The 22,350-nt window shown below is 41.9% G+C and carries 15 protein-coding genes; 9 read left to right on the top strand and 6 right to left on the bottom strand.

The genetic code is table 11. The features are described 5' to 3' along the window. Positions 1–68: 68 nt before the first annotated feature. Together M301_RS04440 and M301_RS04435 are read left to right on the top strand one after the other, a co-directional pair. Positions 69–983: a LysR family transcriptional regulator gene (locus M301_RS04440; RefSeq protein WP_013147559.1), complete on the top strand. Its 915-nt coding sequence runs from the start codon at positions 69–71 to the stop codon at positions 981–983. Positions 984–1,247: 264 nt separating this feature from the next. Next, positions 1,248–3,377, top strand: a complete 2,130-nt coding sequence (locus M301_RS04435; protein ID WP_013147558.1) for a carboxy terminal-processing peptidase — start codon at positions 1,248–1,250, stop codon at positions 3,375–3,377. A gap of 281 nt (positions 3,378–3,658) precedes the next feature. Here M301_RS04435 and M301_RS04430 read toward each other — a convergent pair whose 3' ends face one another. The 3 genes from M301_RS04430 to M301_RS04415 form a co-directional block, all read right to left on the bottom strand. Further along, on the bottom strand, positions 3,659–6,583 hold the full coding sequence (locus M301_RS04430) for a chemotaxis protein CheB (RefSeq protein ID WP_148218576.1): 2,925 nt from the start codon (positions 6,581–6,583) through the stop codon (positions 3,659–3,661). Between the two features lie 142 nt (positions 6,584–6,725). Next, complete coding sequence (locus tag M301_RS14760) at positions 6,726–9,731, bottom strand: PAS domain S-box protein (RefSeq protein WP_013147556.1); 3,006 nt, start codon at positions 9,729–9,731, stop codon at positions 6,726–6,728. A 452-nt stretch (positions 9,732–10,183) separates the two neighbouring features. Next, positions 10,184–11,422: a PAS domain S-box protein gene (locus tag M301_RS04415; protein ID WP_013147555.1), complete on the bottom strand. Its 1,239-nt coding sequence runs from the start codon at positions 11,420–11,422 to the stop codon at positions 10,184–10,186. A gap of 492 nt (positions 11,423–11,914) precedes the next feature. Here M301_RS04415 and M301_RS04410 point away from each other — a divergent pair, with 492 nt between their 5' ends. Further along, positions 11,915–14,680, top strand: a complete 2,766-nt coding sequence (locus tag M301_RS04410) for an EAL domain-containing protein (RefSeq protein ID WP_041359354.1) — start codon at positions 11,915–11,917, stop codon at positions 14,678–14,680. A 258-nt stretch (positions 14,681–14,938) separates the two neighbouring features. Here M301_RS04410 and M301_RS04405 read toward each other — a convergent pair whose 3' ends face one another. Beyond that, entirely contained in the window at positions 14,939–15,298 is a 360-nt protein-coding gene (locus M301_RS04405; RefSeq protein WP_013147553.1) for a hypothetical protein, read from the bottom strand. Between the two features lie 107 nt (positions 15,299–15,405). On the opposite strand from M301_RS04405, the gene M301_RS04400 reads away from it, so the two are divergent. Beyond that, positions 15,406–16,218 (top strand): AraC family transcriptional regulator, encoded by an 813-nt coding sequence (locus tag M301_RS04400; protein WP_013147552.1) that lies wholly within the window; start codon positions 15,406–15,408, stop codon positions 16,216–16,218. Positions 16,219–16,297: 79 nt separating this feature from the next. Here M301_RS04400 and M301_RS04395 read toward each other — a convergent pair whose 3' ends face one another. Further along, on the bottom strand, positions 16,298–16,900 hold the full coding sequence (locus M301_RS04395) for a Yip1 family protein (protein ID WP_013147551.1): 603 nt from the start codon (positions 16,898–16,900) through the stop codon (positions 16,298–16,300). A 226-nt stretch (positions 16,901–17,126) separates the two neighbouring features. Between M301_RS04395 and M301_RS04390 the strand changes: the two genes are divergently transcribed. The 5 genes from M301_RS04390 to M301_RS04370 are packed head-to-tail and all read left to right on the top strand — an operon-like array spanning position 17,127 to position 21,743. Then, positions 17,127–17,609, top strand: a complete 483-nt coding sequence (locus M301_RS04390) for a DUF2244 domain-containing protein (RefSeq protein WP_013147550.1) — start codon at positions 17,127–17,129, stop codon at positions 17,607–17,609. Beyond that, entirely contained in the window at positions 17,606–18,793 is a 1,188-nt protein-coding gene (gene coxB / locus M301_RS04385; protein ID WP_013147549.1) for a cytochrome c oxidase subunit II, read from the top strand. Before M301_RS04390 ends, coxB begins: the two co-directional genes overlap by 4 nt. Continuing rightward, positions 18,790–20,361, top strand: coding sequence for a cytochrome c oxidase subunit I (ctaD, locus tag M301_RS04380; protein ID WP_013147548.1), 1,572 nt, complete (start codon positions 18,790–18,792; stop codon positions 20,359–20,361). The genes coxB and ctaD overlap by 4 nt, the downstream gene beginning before the upstream one ends. Positions 20,362–20,373: 12 nt before the next feature. Next, the gene (locus tag M301_RS04375) at positions 20,374–21,198 is read left to right on the top strand and encodes a cytochrome c oxidase subunit 3 (RefSeq protein WP_013147547.1); all 825 of its coding nucleotides are present in this window, start codon (positions 20,374–20,376) and stop codon (positions 21,196–21,198) included. Positions 21,199–21,218: 20 nt separating this feature from the next. Next, a complete protein-coding gene (locus M301_RS04370; protein ID WP_013147546.1) occupies positions 21,219–21,743 on the top strand; it encodes a hypothetical protein in 525 nt (174 codons plus the stop codon). A gap of 175 nt (positions 21,744–21,918) precedes the next feature. Here the strand turns inward: M301_RS04370 and M301_RS04365 are convergent, their stop codons facing one another. Further along, complete coding sequence (locus tag M301_RS04365) at positions 21,919–22,248, bottom strand: Rieske (2Fe-2S) protein (RefSeq protein WP_013147545.1); 330 nt, start codon at positions 22,246–22,248, stop codon at positions 21,919–21,921. Between the last annotated feature and the right edge of the window lie 102 nt (positions 22,249–22,350).

Raw genomic sequence — 22,350 nt, 5'->3', positions numbered from 1 at the left:
TGCAGTATGAACTGGAAGATGCGGAATGAAAAACGGAAAAAATAGCAACCTATCATCGAAAAAATCGAATGTTTAGAATTAGCTTAGATGCCCTACTGATATTGGATGCCATTGATCGTCTAGGATCTTTTGCAGCAGCGGGAAATGAGCTATATAAAGTACCATCAACAATTTCATATACTGTGAGTAAACTAGAGCAAGACTTAGGCGTGCAGGTCTTTGAGCGCCTAGGCCCTAAAGTTGCTATTACCAAAGCAGGAAGTGAACTACTAAAAGAAGGTCGCCACTTACTAAAAGCAGCCAGTGATTTAGAGCATAGAGTAAGAAGAGTCGCATCAGGTTGGGAAACTGAACTGACGATAGGGATGGACTCAGTATTCTCTCCAACCTCATTGATTCATGATGTCACTGAGTTTTGCAAGGTTGCTGACCTAACGAGATTGAAATTCTCGCAAGAAACGCTATCAGGTACATGGGAAGCGCTACTTGATAGGCGGGTAGACTTACTCGTTGGAGCGGCTGGTGAAGGTCCTTCTGGTGGCGGCTATCACTCGCACCTCATCGGCTATATGGACTTTGTGTTTGCTGTGTCGCCAAACCACCCACTAGCCGGCATTGCCAGCCCGCTAAGCAAAGCCGACCTTAGTCAGCACCTCGCAATCACCGTCAGCGATTCCGTTAGAAAAATGCAACCCAGAACCGTAGGCTTGCTTTTCGGACAAAATACCTTGGCAGTATCTAATATGCGCGCAAAATATGAATATCAATTAGCGGGCATGGGCTTTGGCTTCTTACCTGAAGCCATTGCACGCCAAGCAATCGCATCTGGCTTATTAGTCATAAAAGAAGTGGAAGAGCCCCGCAAACCTGAACCCGTCTACCTAGCATGGCGCACTGAAGAAGTGGGCGCTGGATTAACTTGGTGGATAGATAAAATGAAAAGCCCAAACCTACTAGAAAGGCTATGGCCTTCTTTTAACTAAGCGAATTAAGAGTGGTGAATGTATCATTAAATTCGTAGCTGTAAGTTTGCTGCAATTTAAAACTACTACTAAAAAAGCTATAGCCTGCATTTATAACAACAGTATCTATTGATACATCTTCTTATGCTCTTAAATATGCTATAAGAAACGTAATTAAACTATTCATGAGTTAATCGGTCTAGAGTAAAGTACAGAAAATTGCACTATCCCAGTAATTTTAATGAAGTTATATTTAAATTTTAAAAATTAATGTCAGGAATATGAATGAAGAACAAATTGCTCTGCTTACTGTTTGGTTGTTTAATATCAGTGCAAGCAGCCCAATCGAATGCGACTCAAACGGTTCCTTTATTAGCTCCAACGCAGCAACAATCTCAAGCGGCTCATTTGTCTGCTGAAGTGTTGACTCGATATCACTACAAGCCTGTGTTACTTGACGATACAAGCTCCTCTAAGATATTCGATGCTTATATCAAGTCGTTGGATGCACAAAAGATCTTTTTCTTACAGTCTGATGTTGATCAGTTATCTACATTTCGGACAATGCTAGATGACGCCATATTAAAAGAAGATCTATCCATTCCCTTTGAAATTTTCAATCTGTACCAGCAGCGCATCGTTGATCGCATCACTTATGCTCGCTCTTTACTCAAAAAAGGCTTTGATTTTAAAGTAGATGAGAGTTACCAATTAACGCGCGAGAAATCTCCATGGGCAAAATCTCAAGACGAGATGAATGATATTTGGCGTAAGCGCGTTAAAAATGATTGGCTTCGCCTTAAACTAGCAGGTAAAAACGATAAGAGCATCATCGACACCTTAGATAAACGATACGAAAATAACTTAAAAAGTAATGCGAAATTCAAGAGTGATGACGTGTTCCAAAGCTTTATGAACGCTTACACAATGACCATTGATCCGCATACTAACTACTTTGGGATTCAGCAGTCGGACGACTTTGACATCTCTATGAAACTATCATTAGTTGGGATTGGCGCTGTATTGCAGGATAAAGACGAATACACAACTATTCGAGAGTTGGTAGTTGGCAGCCCTGCTGCACTTTCAGGAAAACTTGAAGTAGGAGATCGAATTGTAGGCGTTGGTCAAGGTGCTAATGGCGCTGTTACAGATGTCATGGGTTGGCGTCTTGATGATACCGTTGCTCTCATTCGTGGCGCAGAGAACTCTGTGGTAGTTCTAGACATTTTGCCTGTAAAAGCAGGTACTGATAGTCAACATAAGTTGATCGCACTTACTAGAAAAAAGATCAGCCTAGAACAACAAGCCGCTAAAAAATCTATCATTAAGGTGACAGATAATGGCGTAACACATCAGATTGGCGTGATTAGCCTGCCTGTTTTTTATCAAGATTTTGAAGCCCGCCAAAATGGTGATAAGACTTTTAAAAGTGCCACTAGAGACGTATCGCTTCTATTGGAAGAGCTTAAAAAGGACAAGGTTGACAGTGTATTAGTCGATTTACGTAACAATGGCGGTGGCTCACTAGATGAAGCGATTGAATTAACAGGGTTGTTTATCAATAAAGGCCCCGTACTACAAGAGCGTAATGATAAAGGGGTGATAAAAGTTGATAGCGATACAAGAAAAGGCGCGCTCTGGGATGGTCCACTGGGCATTCTAATTAACCGTGGCTCTGCATCAGCCTCTGAAATTTTCGCCGCTGCAATACAAGATTATGGTCGTGGCGTCATTATTGGAGAACAGAGCTTTGGTAAAGGTACCGTTCAATCTGTAGTAAATCTGGATCAACTTGTTAAAAATGATAAGCCTAAATTTGGCGAACTTAAGATGACGGTTGCACAATTTTTTCGCATCAACGGCGGCACAACTCAGTTGCGAGGAGTGACACCTGATATCAGCCTTCCAACCATCACCGATCTAGATAATTCGGGGGAGTCAAGTTATGACAATCCTTTACCTTGGTCACAAATTAAGTCGGCTGAATTTACCTCAGCAGGCGATTTAAAATCTGTTATTCCTAAACTTATCGCTAACCATAATTCACGTATTAGCAAAGACAAAGATTTTCAGTATTTACAAGAAGATATTACGGAGTACAAAAATCAACTAGACAAAAATCTAATCTCATTAAATGAGGCTCAACGTCGTAAAGAACGTGAAGTGCAAGACAAACGTTTGGCATCACGGGAAAAAACCAGTGACTCTCCAACGAATGATGCTCTACATGATGATGGGCTCCAAGTTAACGAACGTAACCTAAATCGAGAGTTAGAAATTGAAAAGATAAGAAAGAACAGTAAAGATATTTTACTTAACGAAGCCGCAAATGTGCTTAGTGATGAAATCAGTTTACCTAAGGTTAATGCTACAGCAGCAATAAACTCGCTTCCTAAAATGGAAATGCATTAAGTTAAAAAGTTCACTGGGATTAGTATTAGTTACAAAATGTAATCATCACTCAAGGCTTACATCAGGTCAGTTATTGCGATACGAATTAAAATTCACTGTAAATAGCACACAGTTGAACTTCACTTACTGCTAGAAATATGACATCGACCACTACTTTAGTAACTTTTCATTTGTAGCTAACTGACCTTAATAATCAGAATCTAGACACATTGCAAACACTTGTAAAGTTTAAAGTGATGCGTCTACTTTTAGAGCGAGCCCGGATATGTATTAAGTACAGATTAATTGATCTCAAATGACAGTAATATCAACTGTGTTTCAATCATCTTGGTTACTAAGCGGCGTGCCTTAATTCGAATAGTTTTGTGGCCAATTCCAGGAAAGTCGTGATGTACTACGTAGTCGTCTATAGAGTCGCTGGTAATTAATAACTCTTCTAGTAATTTACGTAAGGCAGGTATATCCCACTGAAAGTTTCCCAACTGATAAATTTTTCTGCCAATGGCATCTTCTCGACTCACTTGAAAGCTTGTTTCAAAAGCAGTATTAATGGAAATCACATTCATTTTGGCATCTAGTACTATCAGTGGTTCACGTACAGTGTTAACGATGCCCTCGGCCAAGTCTAGTGCTTCTTGGGTAGTAGCACTCTTAATACGGGCCGTGATGTCAGTAAAGGTTAAAACAACGCCATTAATAAAGTTGTCTGTAGTGCGGTAAGGCTGAATGCGCACCAATATCCAGTTATTGAGAACATGTAACTCGGTTTCAAAAGGAATCAGTGAGTCCAATACGTTTTTAGCTGCCTCGATAAGATTGTCAGCTTGGTCAGAAATGGATCGAATATCAGAAAGTGGTCTGCCTATATCCGATGGTACTAATCGATAGATGCGAACTGCTTCCCGAGTAAAGCTGCGAATCATTAAGTGTTCATCTAAAAAAACGATACCAATATCTGTGCTTTCCAATAGATTCTTCATATCGCTCTGCATTTCAGACAACTGATCCATTTTTGTCTGCAGCTCAGAATTGACCGTAATGAGCTCCTCATTAATCGACTGCAACTCTTCTTTCGAGGTTTCTAACTCTTCGTTGCTAGACTGCATTTCCTCATTGGTCGATTGTAGCTCTTCGTTGGCGGACTTAAGCTCTTCGTTGGTAGCTTGCTGCTCTTCGATGAGAACTTGGTGGTTTTCTTTTAGGTATAACAAATCATTTTCAAGCTCCTCTAAGCGTTTTAGCTCTTCCGGCTTGCTAGAAACCTTACGTTTTGTTTGATTAGAAGGCGTCACTACATCCTGAAAGCTCACCAATAGAAATGCCTGCTTATCAGCTGAACCATAGTTAACTTGTCGTACACTTAAACTAACCGTGGTAAAACCACCATTGGTCTTGACTTGCATTTCATGATTGAGTGTTGGCTTATTTTCGATGCTTGCCGAGTGGATAGCTGCACGTAGCTGTATTTCCATACCCTCGCGTGCCATTTCAATGACATTTAAACTAGCTTGTCCCTGAGCAGGACGCAGATATTTTCCCGTATCACCATGTACATAAAGAATATTGCCTTTTAGGTCGGTAAATACAGATGCCGGAGCAAAGTATTGCATCAACAGACGACGGCTTATTTCAGCCAAACTATTTTCCATAGGTTGTTTTATCGCTTTCTCAGGTGTCTTGCTGTCATTTGTTGTAGGAACTTTGGTCGGAATATTAAATCTTGAGGTTGGTGAACTCAGATTATGTATAGCACGGTAGATTTTCCACTTGCGACTAATCGGTGAAAATAACGAGGTAAAGCTACCAATTCCCTCTGATGGTGACACCATCAACACCCCATTAGGTTTTAGTGCGTAATGAAATGTTGGCATTAGCCTATTTTGTAACTCTGCGCCGAGATAAATCATCAGGTTACGGCATGAGAGTAAATCAAGTTTGGTAAATGGGGGGTCTTTAATGACGTTTTGAATCGCGAAAACCACCATGTCACGAATCTCTTTTTTAACTTTATAGCCAGTTATTTCTTTAGTAAAAAAGCGGCGTAAGCGTTCTGGTGTGAGATCTTGACTGATGTTAATTGGGTATAAGCCTGCTCTGGCCGTTGCAATGGCATCATCATCCAGATCGCTAGCATAAATCTGTACTTTGAAATTTTGTTGGGTTTTATCCATCAGCTCGCTAAGTAAAATAGCAATTGAATATGCTTCTTCACCAGAAGCGCAACCAGGCACCCAAACACGGAAATTATCTTCATCAGACTTGTTTAAGCATAGCTGCGGCAAAACATCATTTTCTAACACCAGAAAAGCTTCTGTATCGCGAAAGAAACTGGTGACATTGATGAGTAATTCTTTGAATAGAATATGTGCTTCAGCTGGAAACTCTTTCAAATAACGCGCATAAATTTCAATATCTGTAATATCGTGCTTTAACATGCGTCGTTCGATACGTCGAATCACAGTGCTTTGTTTGTAAAGCGAAAAGTCATGCCCAGTGATAGTGCGCAACTGCATCAAAATATGACTAACCCCATGGGTTTTCTTAGTTTCGGTGTTTATCTCACTGAGTATATTGAAGGAGTTAGCACCGGCTTGCAGCGCTTCAGGCATGTTTGCGACGGGTAAAACTTTTGTTACATAACCCGCTTTAATTGCACTGGTTGGCATACCATCATATTTAGCTGTCGCTGGCTCTTGTACAAAGCAATTGCCGCCTGCGCCATAAACAGCACGCAAACCCAAGGTGCCATCACTGCCAGTGCCTGAAAGAATGATACCTATCGCATTTTCATTTTGGTCTTCAGCCAGTGATCTTAAAAAACCATCTATCGGCATACGCTGCCCATGAGAAACTGTTGGTACACTCAGTTGCAACTTGCCGTGAATGATCGCCATTTCACGATTTGGCGGGATGATATACACGCGGTTAGCTTCAACCTTAGTCTGATCTTGCGCCTCTATCACAGGCATTTTAGTGCTGCGTTGTAAGATTTCGGTGAGCATGCTCACATGGCTAGGATCAAGATGAGGCACTAAAACAAATGCAAGCCCTATATCGGGATCGCAGTGACGGAAAAAATCTTCAAAAGCCTCTAAACCGCCAGCTGAAGCACCAATTCCAACAATGGGAAAAACTCTTTTTGACTTCTGATCGACTTCGGTAGGCTTTTCCGATGACGGTGATACTAATTGATTTTTTGTATTCACCACATAGCTCTCATTAGGCCAATTAAAATATGTCGATTATTTTATTACTTATAGTTAATTAGTTGGAAAATATATAAGAGTGCAAGTCAACAACATGCTATTGCACTTGTTGAAAACTAGCACTCATTGACCTTTCTCTGTATTAAAATTCCGCCCAATCTTCATTTGCTTTACCTGCACTTGCGACCATCTTATTTGGCGCTAACCTAGCCATTGGACTTGATGAGACTAAACGCACTGTATTTTTACTTGCAGATTTAGGTGCAGAAATCGAAGCGCTTCTGTTTAATTGAAAAGCACTTACAACGTCCATCAGACCGACCGCTTGATCGACTAGTGATTCAGCTGCGGCTGCTGCTTCCTCTACTAAGGCAGCATTTTGTTGCGTTACTTCGTCCATACTTGTGACGGCTTGGTTGACCTGATCTATACCCGTACTTTGTTCTACAGATGCGGCTGTAATTTCAGCCATGATGTCAGTCACCCGTTGTACTGATGACACAATCTCTTGCATGGTTTTACCAGCTTGTTCTACTTGGGTAGTACCTTCGGCTGTTTTACTTACTGAATCAGTGATGAGTTCTTTAATCTCTTTTGCTGCACTAGCTGATCGTTGCGCTAAGTTACGTACTTCACCTGCCACTACGGCAAAGCCTCGACCTTGCTCACCTGCACGGGCCGCCTCAACAGCAGCATTTAGAGCAAGAATGTTGGTTTGGAAGGCTATACCGTCAATGACTGAAATAATGTCTTCAATCTTTTTAGCACTGCTGTTGATGGCACTCATGGTGCTAACGACTTGACCGACTACTTCACCACCTTTAACTGCGACTCCTGAAGCGGAGACAGCAAGCTGGTTGGCTTGTTTAGCGTTCTCAGCATTTTGTTTAACGGTTGAAGCGAGCTCTTCCATGCTGGCTGCGGTTTCTTCTAAGCTTGAGGCTTGTTGCTCTGTGCGTTGTGATAGGTCATTATTACCAGATGATATTTCACCTGCGGCAGTATTGATGGTTTCACCGGCTTCTCGTACCTGAACTATGACTTCGGTCATTTTATCCATGAGGGCATTCACACCATGGCAAAGGCTGGCAATCGCACCTGTTTTGCCATCTAATGACACACGGCTTCTTAAATCACCAGATTTTGCACTTTCAATGATACCTTGAGTCTCTTCTACAGCGTTGGCGAGTGTTTCTACGCTATTGTGTTGCTCTGTGATGTCTGTGGCATATTTCACCACTTTAAAAGGTTTACCATTCATATCTAGAATCGGGTTGTAAATCGCTTGCATCCAAACTACCGTGCTGCCTTTACCAATGCGCTTGAATTGACCAACTTGCGCCTCACCTCGGGCGAGTGACTCCCAGAATGCTTTGTACTCATGGCTGTTACGATAAGCAGGCTCTACAAACATGCTGTGATGATTACCAACGATTTGATTTTCGGTGTAGCCAGACATACTTACAAAGATGTCGTTGACTGACAGAATTTTACCTGTGAGGTCAAACTCAACTACGCCTTGTGTTTTTTGGATACCCGAAATTTGCCCAGCATTATCGGCTGCTTGCAGTTTTTGTGCGGTGATATCCATGGTGTAATTGACGACTTTAAATGGTTTACCTTTCAGGTCGTAGATTGGGTTGTAAGAGGCTTGTATCCAGACTTCTTTACCATCTTTAGCAATCCGTTTGTATTGACCTGAATCTGTACCGCCATTGACCAGCTTATCCCATAGTGTTTTATAGGCATCGCTCTTGGCGAAAGTTGGGTCTAGTACCATGCTGACGTGCTTGCCAAGTAGTTCGGCCTCTTTGTAACCTAACATGTCAAGATACACTTGGTTGACTTTAATAATCATGCCGCTCAAACTGATTTCTATCACGCCTTGAGATTTACCAATCGCGCTGATCTGCCCTTCAAAGTCGGCATTTTTAAGTTTTTGTTCGGTAATATCGGTTGCATATTTGACTACTTTGTATGGCTTGCCTGTAACGCCTAAAATCGGGTTGTATGAAGCGTCAAGCCAGATTTCTTTGCCGCCTTTGCCAAGGCGTAAAAATTGGCCTGAAATAGACTCTCCACTATTGAGTTTCTGCCAAAACGCTTTGTATTCCGCACTGGTTTTATATTCTGGTTCGACAAAAGTGCTGTGTTGCTGCCCTATAGCTTCCTCTCGACTGTAGCCGAGTGCATTCAAGAAGATTTCATTGGCCGCGATGACTTGGCCGTCCATGCTAAATTCAATCACACCAGTAGATTTATTGATTGCGGCTAACTGGTTCTCATATTGAGTAGACTGTTCTTTTACTTTAAATGCTAACTCTTTTTCTGCATTCTCGTTAGCACTAAGCAAGGTTTGCATCGCCTTGATGCCGCGTAAGAGTTGGCTGACTTCATTATTCCCTTGAACTTCAATATCAGAATCCAATTTATTAGCTGCGATTTGTTCAAACATTTGCATCGATGTTTTTAATGGGATTTTGATCGATGAAGTTAACTTGCTGACTAGCCAAAATAATAACAATGCAGTGACCGCTGGTATGCCGTATATAAACCATAATTTGTTGGCCGCATCTATATATATTGTCAATCCGGCTTGCAAAGCCATGGATAGCGATGCCAGTGCTACAAGCCCTGTCAATCGTTGCGACAGGCTAATATTATGGGTTTTATTTCTCAGTCTGTTTAAGAGGGTGTTTTTTACAACTAGACCTTCGCTTATTTGCATTCCGTTAGCATTACCAGATTTAAACTGATGGTAAGCGTCTGTTGCTTGTTTCACTTGCTCTCGGCTGGGTTTCCTGCGGGCTGAAAGATAGCCGGTAACCTGACCATTTTCAATAATAGGTGCAGCATTGGCGATAACCCAATAAAAATCACCCGTCTTAGTTCGGTTCTTAACCATTCCAGTCCATGGTTTATTAGCTTTTAGATTTCGCCACATATCCTCAAATGCCTCTGTAGGCATATCTGGATGACGCACCATGTTGTGACTTGAACCTACAAGTTCAGACTCACTGAATCCACTGACTTTTATAAAATCTTGGTTAGCATAGGTGATAACACCCTTAGTATCTGTTTTTGTTAGCATAAACTGACTATCATCAAAGATAATTTCAGTGTTCGTGATTGGCATATTGATTTTCATGATTTTCTACTTTCGTTAGATAAGTTTGTTTTTATACAAAGCGGTAAAACTTAGCTTCATTATGCTTAGTGATAAGAGCGTGTTTAAATGGCTTGGGATACTTCTGGGTATGGGCGTAAGTAATAATCCGGAGGATACAGCTGCGAATTTAGAGCGAAGAAACACACCAACTCTGTTGAGTCGTGTGGAAAAGGAGATTGGGCTGAAAAAAGCAGAAAAACTAAAAAGCTGCCTGAACATAGTTGCCACCTTCCATTAAAGGAAAATTTTCGTCTAATACCGCTGTTAGCGTAAATCGCTGACGGTATTTTTAACGAGGCAAGTTCAGGACCTCAGGGTGATGGTGCCGAGTTCAGTGGGCATCCACAATAGTGTTGTTAATCAAACAAGGCACTAATGCATATAACGATATACGATGCCTTTAAAAATAGAACTCTTGAAAAGAATGGGATTTATAGTTTAATTTCGAAATTTAAGGTTTCCCGAGCGCAGACGAGGATAGTTGCAAGATCATTCAATTTCAGATTTTGGTCACGCGCTCTTTTACGTAACAACTTCATGGCGGCATCTTTACCAACCTGCTGCTGCCCCATAACAATGCCAACAGCAACACTTAAACTACGCTCAGAATCAAGTGCAGTCTGCAACTGCTGTGTTGTTCCTTCCATCACTTGTTGCTCTTGTTGCAGCGCCTCTACTTGTTCGGTAATCGCCTTAATTGATGAGATATCCTGCAAGAAAACTGCGAGTCGACCACCTTCACTATGCATAATCTGAGCTTTTATTCTGACATCAAATAAGCTTCCATCTTTACGTCGATGTTTTGATTCAAATTGATCCTGACCGATTGAGATCACTTTTTTGATATGTGTCACGGTATCTCTAACAGATTCAATCGCTTCAATATCAGAAATTTTCATGGTCAAAAGTTCAGTTAGGGCATAACCGCTCATTTTGCAGTAAGTAGCATTTACCTCTAAAAATCGGCCATTTAAATCTACTATCCAAAAGCCATTCATGGATGAGTCTAATATTTCCTGATGCTGTTCGTCTAAGGCTTGCTGCTTTTCTATAGCCACTTTTTTATCAGTAATATCAATGACAGCTAGGCGTAATATCTCTGTTTTAACATCATCATTCATCCGCAGGCAATTGATACTTGCATGGAAACTTATACCATCAATGTTGATTAATTTAACGTCACAAAGTAGCTCTTCACCGTGCTCTTGTTTTTTTATCCCTAAAAATAAGTCCTGCCAGCGGCTTTTATCACTGTCGTCAACAAATTGTGCAAAGCGGTATTGATTAAGCTTATTATGCTTTAAGCCAAACATTGAAGCAGCTTTGCGATTGAACTCAGTGATTAAACCTTGATCACTAATAGAGAAGTAACCAATGGGGGCAAAATCATAGCGATCTCTGTAACGCTGACTAGATTCTTCCAGTGCTAAATTAGCCCTCTGCAACTGATCATTCTGCATTTCCAATTCAATTTTGTGTACTTGTAAATCATGTAGCAAGCCTGGAACATCAGTAGGTAATGTATCCATATGTGGATATTGAAGCTGGTCAAGACGCATAGTAGCTTCCAGTCTTAACGCCTTATATTCTTCCTCATGAACATTACCCATCATATTTCCCCATTTTTTATTCGTTAATGTTTCGATAATAGTATTCTTTATATTTTTCATTGCAAGAGATTTAGAGGGTGATATTTTAGAATTTTCGCATCGCAGTTAGAGCAGATTGGAGAAGATGCCACAATGAAGCTGTTGCGTTAAAGAGCAAGCGACCAAAATCTAAAATTGAATGAACTAATGACTATTCTTGTGCATGCTAATGAAACTCTTAACTTTGAAATTAAGCTGTAAGATCAATTCTTTTTACGGTTTAAATTTTTATCTACATCAGGTATATTGATACATAATTAGTGAATTATTTGACTAATACTGTTGTGGCTGCCCACTGAACCCGGCACCATATTCTGAGGTCCTGAACCTGCCTCGTTAAATGTACCGTCAGCGATTTACGCTAAAAGCGGTATTGAACGAAAATTATCCTTTTACGGAGGTAGCAACTATGTTCAGGCAGCTTTTCAGTATGAAAATATCACAACCTCAAGTTCACCACACTAAATCTCGAAGTAAAGCGCTCTTGACCAATCATCTAATGAACAAATAGCGTTGAAAAACTATTATTCATTTCATAGTAAATTGCTATCGGTGTTTGCCGTAGCCTGTCTAGTTGTAATTGTGCTTATTGCTATTACCTTGCAACTATCTAAAAATGCAACAATGGCTATGAAAATGGTTCAGCACACTTACGAAGTGCTCAGCAACGTTGAGCAAGCCAAGTCTGATACTTATCTAATTGAACTAAACACTCAAAGTTACAGAATTACGGGTGATAAAAAACACATCACCGATCGTGATAAACGCATTCAATCTAGGGAAGAATCGTTACATTTAATCAAACAAGCTACCATTGACAACCCTCGTCAGCAGTTACTTTGGCATCAGCTGCGTGAAGTGATTGATCAACGTTTGGTAATATCAAGTCGCATGATATTGCTGATGAAAACTCAAGGCAAGGAAGCTGCAACTGCCTATATTGCGGCTACCCAATTGCAAGAGACACGGGATCGAATGTATAAGTTGTTACTTGATATGGAGCAAGAGGAAAGACAACTACTGAACCTGCGCCTTGTCAAACAAGAGCACTCCAGAGAGTTGACTCTTAGATCAGGAGTAGTTGTCGGCACTGCACTTGTAATACTTTTGATTTTTAGTTTTCTATTGATTCGAAGACAACTTAAGGAAATTTATTTAAGTCGTAAAAAATTGGCGGAAAGCGAAAACAAGCTTTCTACAACGCTCCATTCCATTGGAGATGGTGTATTAGCAACAGACACGGAGGGGCGTATTACCCATATGAATTCAGTCTCAGAAAAGCTGACTGGTTGGCAATTTTCTGAGGCTAAAGGACATCCTATTGAAGATGTCTTTAACATCATCAATGAATCAACAGGGCAACCTGCTTTGATTCCTATAGCAAAAGCAATAACAACACGAAAAGTTCAGAATTTAGAAGATCACACGATACTCATCCAGCGCAACGGTAACATGTATCCGATTGCAGATAGCGCCGCCCCCATTATCGATTTATCAGGAAACATCAGTGGAGTGGTGCTGGTTTTCCGAGACGTGACCTTGGAACGCCAAGCCGAGAAGTCAATTCAGGAACAAAATGATCAACTTGAGAAAAAAATCCAAGAGCGAACATTTGAGTTGCACGCAAGCGAAGAAAAACTACGAAGTGTTACAGACAATGTTCCAGCATTAATCGCTTATGTGGATGCTAGTGAGCGTTATATCTACGCTAATCAAAAGTACCTTAATCAATTCGCTCCAGAATATAAAAGTATAGAAGGTTTAACCGTAAGTGAAGTGCTTGGAAACGATCGTTATGCGATTGCTGCTCCCAATATAGTTCAAGCATTGTTGGGTAAATCAGTTAGCTATGATTGGCAGCCTTTTCCAAATGTGTGGCAGATGGTCAGCTATGTTCCTACGGTGGATGTTCATGGCTATTATGTGTTGATTTCTGACATCACAGATAGAAAGTTAGCAGAGCTGGCGCTACATAAAATAACCCATTTTGATGCATTGACAGGATTGCCAAATGAAACCCAATTTACCCAGTTGTTGATTGAGGCAATTGAATCTTCAATGACCTTAGATCAATCATTCTCTCTCTTGCAAATCAATATTGAGAAGTTAAGTGAAATTAATGATGCACTGGGATTTGGCCGAGGTGACCAAGTGCTAAAAGAGTTTGCTAATCGTTTAAAATTTGTCGTTAAAGATTCTGATTGTATTGCAAGACTTCGAGGCGATGAATTTGCAATTTTATTAAAAAATAGTTCGTCTGCGGAAACGGTCAATCTGGCAAATCAACTTGAAAATGTGTTGGTTCAACCCATTTTTATATCAAACATTCCCCTAGATATATCGGCAAAAATAGGCATTGCAATATTCCCTGAGCATGGCTTAACTACACATGACTTATATAGACATGTGGACTTAGCTGTTCGCCTTGCAAAGAAGAAAGGAGCACGATACTTTGTGTTTGATCACAATCAGGACTCAGACAAGCCACATCGCTCAGCATTGGCTGCAGAGCTCAGACATGCCATAGATCACACAGAGTTTGAGCTTTACTTACAGCCAAAAGTAGCATTTGATACTGGACAAGTTTGTAGCGTAGAGGGACTGATTCGATGGAATCACCCTGAAAGAGGATTGATCCCACCATATGAATTTATTACCCTTGCGGAGCAAATTGGCTTGATTAAGCCATTAACCCAATGGGTCATGAATACCGCGGTGCAGTTGATACATGACTGGGAGCGTAATGGATTCATAATGCCTATAGCAATCAACCTTTCTGCACGCAATCTGCATGAGATTGACCTAGTCGAGCGGATACATCACTTGAGAACTAGGTGGAGTATAGGCACGGGACTTTTAGAGATTGAGGTGACCGAAAGTTCAATTATGGATGATGCCCAGCAAGCTTTAAAAGTACTACAACTCATCCGTGAAGAAGGTATCGATTTAAGCATCGATGATTTTGGTACTGGCTACTCTTCTTTAAGTTATCTTCAAAGATTACCTATCCAATTCCTCAAAATTGATCAATCCTTTGTAAGTGCAATGTTAACAAGTAAAGAATCATTAATGATAGTGAAGTCAACCATTGACCTTGCCCATGATCTTGGGAAAAAAGTTGTTGCTGAAGGTGTTGAAACGCAGGCGCAATGGAATAAGCTCAGTGAGTTGGATTGTGATATAGCTCAAGGATATTTTATTGCTAAACCAATGCCTGTAGATGTCTTTTTAAACTGGATCAAGGATTTCAAACTCACTGGAACTTCGCCGCAGGGTTGAGGTTAGCTAAGGTACTAGTAGGCTATCAGTTAATAGACTTTTAATTTTAGATGTCTACAATTAGGCTAATATCAAATTGTATTATGCTAGAATTTCAACCCCGAATTTGCTAATTGCGTTGCGCACAAGTTCAAAGTCGCCACTCAAAATCTCGTTGACAGTCCGAAAGCAGAGATACAAAGCTCAAGAGGTTTATTTAATATATCTAATAAATAAAGCCAGTACTTAACTGACCTTATTTATTAGCAAAGTATTATTTTAGAATATTAAGATTTGATAACCTGACTCTGTGTATTGGCGATAACTCATAAACGGACCACTGTCAGTAAGTAATTTAATCGCGTACTTCTTCATGGCATCAGTTTGGCCAAAGGCATTTGCACAAAAACCACAAGCTCCATCAACCAAACCTCTCGCTGCTTCATATAGTCCGTGCGCAGGATGATCTGCTTTTTCTAGGCTGGTTGGCCACTTAGTGCCAGTTCCCGTAAATACAATACGAACTTCATCGCCAGCTTTGTTGTATTCTCCTGCCGCCGCAAGCGCGTTCACAACGCGACCTAACCCTTCGTTAGTATCAGTATCCGCTAAAATAATAATGGCTATTTTGTGACTCATCTTAAATCTCCTAAACTAATTGGTGCCGAATGCACAAATGCATTCTCCTGCATCAGGAGATACTTATGATATGATTAAGTATCAATATTCATGCAATAAGTATCATCATGAACGATCGCTTAGTGGGAGTTTTTAATCAGTTTGCATTTAGTGCCCGTATGTTCTTTACAGGTGCTTTATGCAACAACATTGAGTTTGACGAAAATATGGGCGGTGGTTTTTTGCACTTGGTGCGAAAAGGAAGTTTGAAGATTTATTCCTCCCATCACCCAATAGTGAGCATTGAAGAACCTAGCTTAATTTTTTACCCTAGCCCAGCTAAACACCAATTTGTTTTTGATGGAAATGTTGAACTCACTTGTGCAATCGTTGATTTAGGAGGCACGAATAATCTTTTGGTAAAGGCGCTACCTAATATGCTACTTATGGCACTCAAGGATGTTCCTAGCTTAGCCAGCACCTTGAGTTTGCTATTTGACGAAGCAGAGCTGCAACAGTGCGGGCGTCAAGCGGCTATCGATCGGTTATTTGAATATCTGATGATTCAACTGCTACGATTTATTTTGGATAGTAGTCCAGGCAACGTTGGACTACTTGCAGGATTAAATGACAAACGATTAGCAAAAGCCATTAGCGCCATGCATAGCGACCCAAGTCACCAATGGACACTGGAGTTGTTGGCAAAGCAAGCAGGCATGTCGCGGGCACGTTTTGCCGTTCATTTTAGAGAAACGGTTGGCACTACCCCAGTTGATTATCTAACTCAATGGCGCATGGGGGTAGCTCAAACTTTGTTGAAAAAAGGAAAGCCCATCGGTTTAGTTGCTAATGAGGTTGGCTATAGCAATGCCTCTGTATTCTCAAGGGTATTTAAATCAAAAATTGGTCAATCTCCTAGTGCTTGGTTAAAATTGTATTAGCTGCTTCATTTAGCTTTACGATATGTGCTGAGACTTGGCATATAACTTTGACTTTGGCACTCCTATCCTTTACGTGAACTCAGAGTGGTGGCATGGCTAATTGCAAGTTTTGCACACTTCCCAGTATCACTAGGGTTGATATCATAATAAACATCCAAGCCACCATCCCCGCAGTTAGCACGGCACCGAACATGAGGATGGCGTGACCTTTATCCTTTAGTCTAAATACCACTGGAATGCCATAGTAGATTAGCCCAACTGTGGCCATTAGGGCTATCAATATGACAATCAGATTGAGTATCACATTGGGGATGAATAGAAATATCGGAGCCATCCATAATGGTGTCGGAGCAACTGCTGCGAGTGTGAACGCATCACGATAACTAGGGTGAATTTCCGCCACCTCCGCAAGCTGTCTAACAATAACGGCCATTACTGGCACAACTATCAATTCAATTATAAATAAAATGATAGCCACTAAAAGCAACTTTTCACCCGTTAAAAACTGAACCAGATGTCCACCATATTTATTGCCCGCAAGATAGATCATTAATGGTGGTAATAACGAAAATGGGACTACATGTGCCAAATAAAGCTGTGGTATTGAAGGTTTAGTATGCACTAAGTGGCTCCAACCTTTAACAGGTGACTTGAATAACCAAAACAAATTCAACGGGTTCATGATAATCCATCCTTTCCATAAGGTTTAATACGATGAACTACTGCATCAATTAGGCATTCTCAAATTGAAATAGTTTAGTTTCTTAGTAAGATTTATTACGATATTTTTGAACTTTTTACTAAAACCACTGTCGGTTATTTATAGCCTACCTCAAAACACTATGAGGTAGCTGCTAAACGGTACCTAGATAGGCAACGCAGTGTGTCTATAGAAAGTGAGGTGCGTTATGGTCGATATTTGCGGAACTGCATCATCGGTGCATTACTCTGTGACAGCCAGACCCAACTGCTCGCTATCACCAGCAGGCACTTTGTGTGTCTTTTCTATTATCGTTTTAATTTTTCTGAGCCTTTCTTTCAGCTTTCTTTTAATTGGTGCTTGGCCAGTTTTACCTTTTGCTGTGACTGAGTTAATCGCCCTTGGTTACTGTTTTTATCATGTTTTACGTCACTCAGGAGATTTTGAGCGACTGACCATGGATGACGATAAAGTCACTGTAGAAACTCATGAACTGGGGCAGGATAAACGTACAGAACTTAGTGGGTACTGGGCGAAAATTGTATTAGATTGCATGCCTGATGGCTATTGCCGCCGGCTGGCATTGCGGTCTCATGGACGTGAAGTCGAATTTGGTCGCCATATGACGAGTGAAGAGCGTCTAAAACTAGCTCGCCAGTTAAAACCTAGACTAGGTGGGTTTGTGTCATGAAAAAAGCCGCCTGCCAAGCCGCAATCTTAAGTTTGCTAACGAGTCACGCACAGGCAGCACTTAACTTCAACCTACAAAGCCCCGCTACGCCTATCGCCCATCAGATTTATGATTTGCACACGCTCATTTTGCTAGTGTGTTTGCTTATTTTTATTGTCGTGTTTGGTTTCATGTTCTATGCCTTATTTAAGCACCGCAAATCATTGGGTCACAAGCCAGCGAATTTTCACCAGAACCTCCCCCTAGAAGTGATGTGGACGCTGATACCTTTCTTAATATTAATCGGTATCGCCATTCCAACCACTAGCACTGTACTGGCGATGAAAAATGTAGAGCACGCAGACATGAACATTAAAATCACTGGTCACCAATGGGTATGGGAATACGAATACCTTGGTGAGGGTGTGCGCTATGTTAGCAATCTCAGCACACCACGTGATCAAATTGACAACAAGGTGGCTAAAGGTGAGCATTACCTACTGGAGGTTGACCGCCCACTGGTGGTGCCTACAGGAAAAAAAGTACGTATTTTGCTTACATCAACAGATGTGATCCATTCATGGTGGCTACCGCAATTTGGTGTTAAACAAGATGCTATTCCAGGTTTTATTCATGAAGCATGGTTTCAAGTGGAAAAACCTGGCATCTATCGTGGTCAATGTGCAGAGCTGTGCGGAGTTGGCCATGGCTTCATGCCAATAGTGGTAGAAGCGCTACCATCCGAACAATACGATAATTGGCTTAAGACCCAGAAAATAAGTCTCACTGAAGCAGCAAATACTAGCGAGAAGACTTACACGCTAACCGAACTGAAAACGCAAGGTGAAATGGTATTTCTAAGCCGTTGCGCAGTCTGTCATCAGGCCAACGGTTTGGGTATCGCAGGTACGTTTCCACCGTTAGTTGATGGCACACCATTCGTAGCCAGCGCTGAAGTTACCACACCATTAGAAAAACGTGGATTCTGGAAAAACGGCCATATCGTGCTAGGTCCTAAAGACCAGCATTTTGACATTTTAATGAATGGCATTACTGGCACTGCCATGCAAGCAATAGGACAACAATTATCGGATATTGAAGTTGCCGCCGTCATCAGTTACGAACGTAATAGTTGGGGTAATCACACTGGTGATGAGATACAGCCGGCAGAAGTAGCCTTATTGCGAAAAGGAGCCGTCAAATGACTAGCGTTACCCTTCCCTCTCATGAACATACGCATCCTAGCGGCGTCCAGCGCTGGCTAACAACCACTAACCATAAGGATATCGGGACGCTTTACCTATGTTTCAGTTTCGCGATGTTCCTCTTTGCAGGTGCTTTAGCAATGTTGATCCGTACCGAGTTGTTTCAACCAGGACTGCAATTCTTCCAGCCAAACTTATTTAATCAGTTCACGACTATGCATGGGTTAATCATGATTTTTGGCGCAATTATGCCCGCATTTGTAGGTTTTGCTAACTGGCAGGTTCCTCTGATGATAGGCGCACCAGACATGGCTTTTCCTCGACTGAACAACTGGAGTTTCTGGCTATTGCCAATGGCAGCGCTATTACTGCTTGGTTCATTCTTCGCACCAGGTGGTGCTGTGGCGGGTGGCTGGACTATGTACCCACCACTTTATATCCAAGGCGGTATTGCCTACGATATGACCATCTTCGCGATACATATTATGGGGCTGTCATCTATTATCGGATCAATCAATATTATCACCACTATACTCAATCTCCGTGCGCCTGGCATGACATTGATGAAAATGCCGATGTTCGTATGGACTTGGCTTATCACCGCCTACCTGCTGGTGGCGGTAATGCCGGTGTTGGCTTCAGCCGTGACTATGTTATTGATGGACCGTCACTTTGGTACGCACTTCTTCGATGCTGCAGGCGGCGGTGATCCTGTGATGTTTCAACACATCTTCTGGTTCTTCGGACATCCCGAGGTCTACATTATGATACTGCCAGCATTCGGCATATTGTCTACCATTATCCCAACTTTTTCCCGTAAGCCCTTGTTTGGCTACCACTCTATGGTGTATGCCACAGCCTCCATTGCTATCCTGTCATTCGTGGTATGGGCACACCATATGTTCACCGTGGGTATGCCAGCAGCAGGGCAACTGTTCTTTATGTACACTACCATGCTAATTGCAGTGCCGACTGGTGTAAAAGTATTCAACTGGATTGCTACCATGTGGCGCGGTGCTATTTCTTTCGAAACTCCCATGTTATTTGCCGTAGCAGTCGTTTGTCTATTCACTATAGGCGGGTTTAGTGGTCTGGTACTGGCCGTCGTGCCGGTCGATATTCAACTGCAAGATACTTATTACGTAGTGGCTCACTTCCACTATGTACTATTTTCTGGCGCTGCAATGTCTATCATGGCTGGCGTATATTACTGGCTGCCTAAATGGACTGGTCACATGTATAACGAAACGCTGGGGCAGTGGCACTTTTGGCTGACTGCCATTGCCTTTAACATCACATTCTTCCCTATGCATTTTACTGGTCTGGCCGGAATGCCCCGTCGAGTGCCAGATTATGCCTTACAGTTCGCAGACTTCAACATGATTTCATCTATAGGCTCATTCGTATTGGGGGCTAGTCAATTACTGTTTCTCTATACCGTAGTTAAATGTATTCGCAGTGGTAATGCTGCTGGTGAAAAACCTTGGGAGGGTGCAGACACACTGGAGTGGACACTACCTTCACCACCGCCGTATCACACCTTTGAAATAGCGCCAGTAGTTAAATAGAGGGGAATCGTCATGAAGACCAGCCGATACTACTTACCTGCCCCATCCTGGTGGCCCATCGTAGGCTCAGTTGCATCATTGATGCTGGCCAGCGGCTTCTTGCTTTTGCTACAACACACGCCAGCAGGACCTTACCTGATGCTAGCGGGAGCATTCGTACTAGCAGTCATGCTGTTTGGATGGTTCGGGGCGGTGATTCGCGAGAGCATTGCAGATAAATTTAACGACCAAGTAGATGTTTCTTATCGCTGGGGCATGAGTTGGTTCATTTTTTCGGAAGTGATGTTTTTCGCTGCCTTATTCGGCACATTGTTCTATACACGCCACTTTTCAGTACCTTGGCTAGGTCACACACCATTGCTGTGGCCTGACTATCACGCAACTTGGCCTACCGCAGGGCCTGGTTTGACAACACCGTTTACGCCTATGGCAGCGTGGGGAATCCCCGCCATCAATACACTCATACTGCTTAGTTCCGGGGCAACCGTGACTTGGGCGCACTGGGGACTTAAAAAAAATAACCGTTTGCAACTGAAAATCGGACTAGCCCTCACTATTCTGCTAGGCGTGATATTTCTTGTGTTGCAGGCACACGAATACCTCTCGGCTGACTTCAGCCTAAAAACAGGCGTTTACGGTGCCACTTTTTATCTGCTGACTGGCTTTCATGGTGCTCATGTCACGCTAGGTGCCATTATGTTGTCGGTGATTCTAGGCCGTGTACTTGCTGGACATTTTTCAGAAAAACGCCACTTCGCCTTTGAAGCAGTCTCATGGTATTGGCACTTTGTAGATGTAATCTGGTTATTGTTGTTTGTGTTTGTATATTGGCTATAAGCCTGAATAGGAGTATCAAAATGAACCGTCGACTATATTTTGTTTTACCGGATGTCGTTAGCGCACATGGAATGTTTGATGATCTATTGCTTGCGCGCGTTAACGCGAACCATATTCATTTTCTCGCAAATGAAAGTACAAAGCTTGGCGATTTACCAGCGGCAACTATTTCAGAACGATCTGATTTGATTGAAGGCTGGGAAATCGGCATGGGATTAGGAGCATTGCTAGGGCTAATTTTGGGACTAGTTGCTCTCGCAGTGCCAGTATGGTGGTATACACAGCCATTACCAACTTTTGCAACTTTGGCGATATGCACACTTGTAGGCTTCATGGGGGGAGGATTCTGGACGGCAGTAGTAGCCACAACGATTCCTAATGTGCGATTGAAACCATTTGAAAAACAAATCTCTCGAGGGAAGGTATTGATGATGGTACTAGTGCCTTTTCATAGAATCAATGAGATTCGAGAGCTTGTAATAAAAAAGCATCCAGAAGCTGCCTACAGTGGCACTTGGCCTACTGACCATGTCATGTTTCCATGATGTTCAATGAACATACAACTGGGGAGCGTTATCAACTGATTTGATAGAGATGAACGGTAACTTCGAGCATCAAATCGAAATTAATAGAGCACAAGATGCCAACTATGGATGAGGATAGCAATTGCTCTGATTCAGCCTGAGTTTTGACCACCTATAGCAAAAGTAAATTCTTATATTATGCGATATCCCACTCGGCTTCAGCATCGACCTCGACCCAACCATTGGTGACTCTAACAGGGAAAGTACACAGATTCTCATAGGCTGGTGGGTCAAGAACGGCTCCAGTGACTACCGAGAAGCGCGCTCCATGAAGCGGACAAATGATTTCATCACCCTCTAGTACACCATCAAGTAACTCGGCATCTTCATGTGTACATCGATTTTCCACCGCGTAATAGCGGCCATCGAGATTAAATACAAGAATAGACGATTCATCTGTAGATACCTTACGACAGGTGCCTGGCAAGAAATCTGCTACTGCTGCAACATCAATCCACTCGCTCATGATTCATCTCCTGATGAAATCTCAACTATGTGACTGAGTTATAGGCAGCCACACTTTGTAAAGTTGACTAAATTAATACACTATTAGTTCAAAGCTAAGCTT

It is taken from the genome of Methylotenera versatilis 301, assembly GCF_000093025.1.
In the GTDB taxonomy this organism is placed as follows: domain Bacteria; phylum Pseudomonadota; class Gammaproteobacteria; order Burkholderiales; family Methylophilaceae; genus Methylotenera; species Methylotenera versatilis.
Note: the sequence above shows the minus strand (reverse complement) of the source record. Positions and strands in the feature narration are given on the sequence as shown.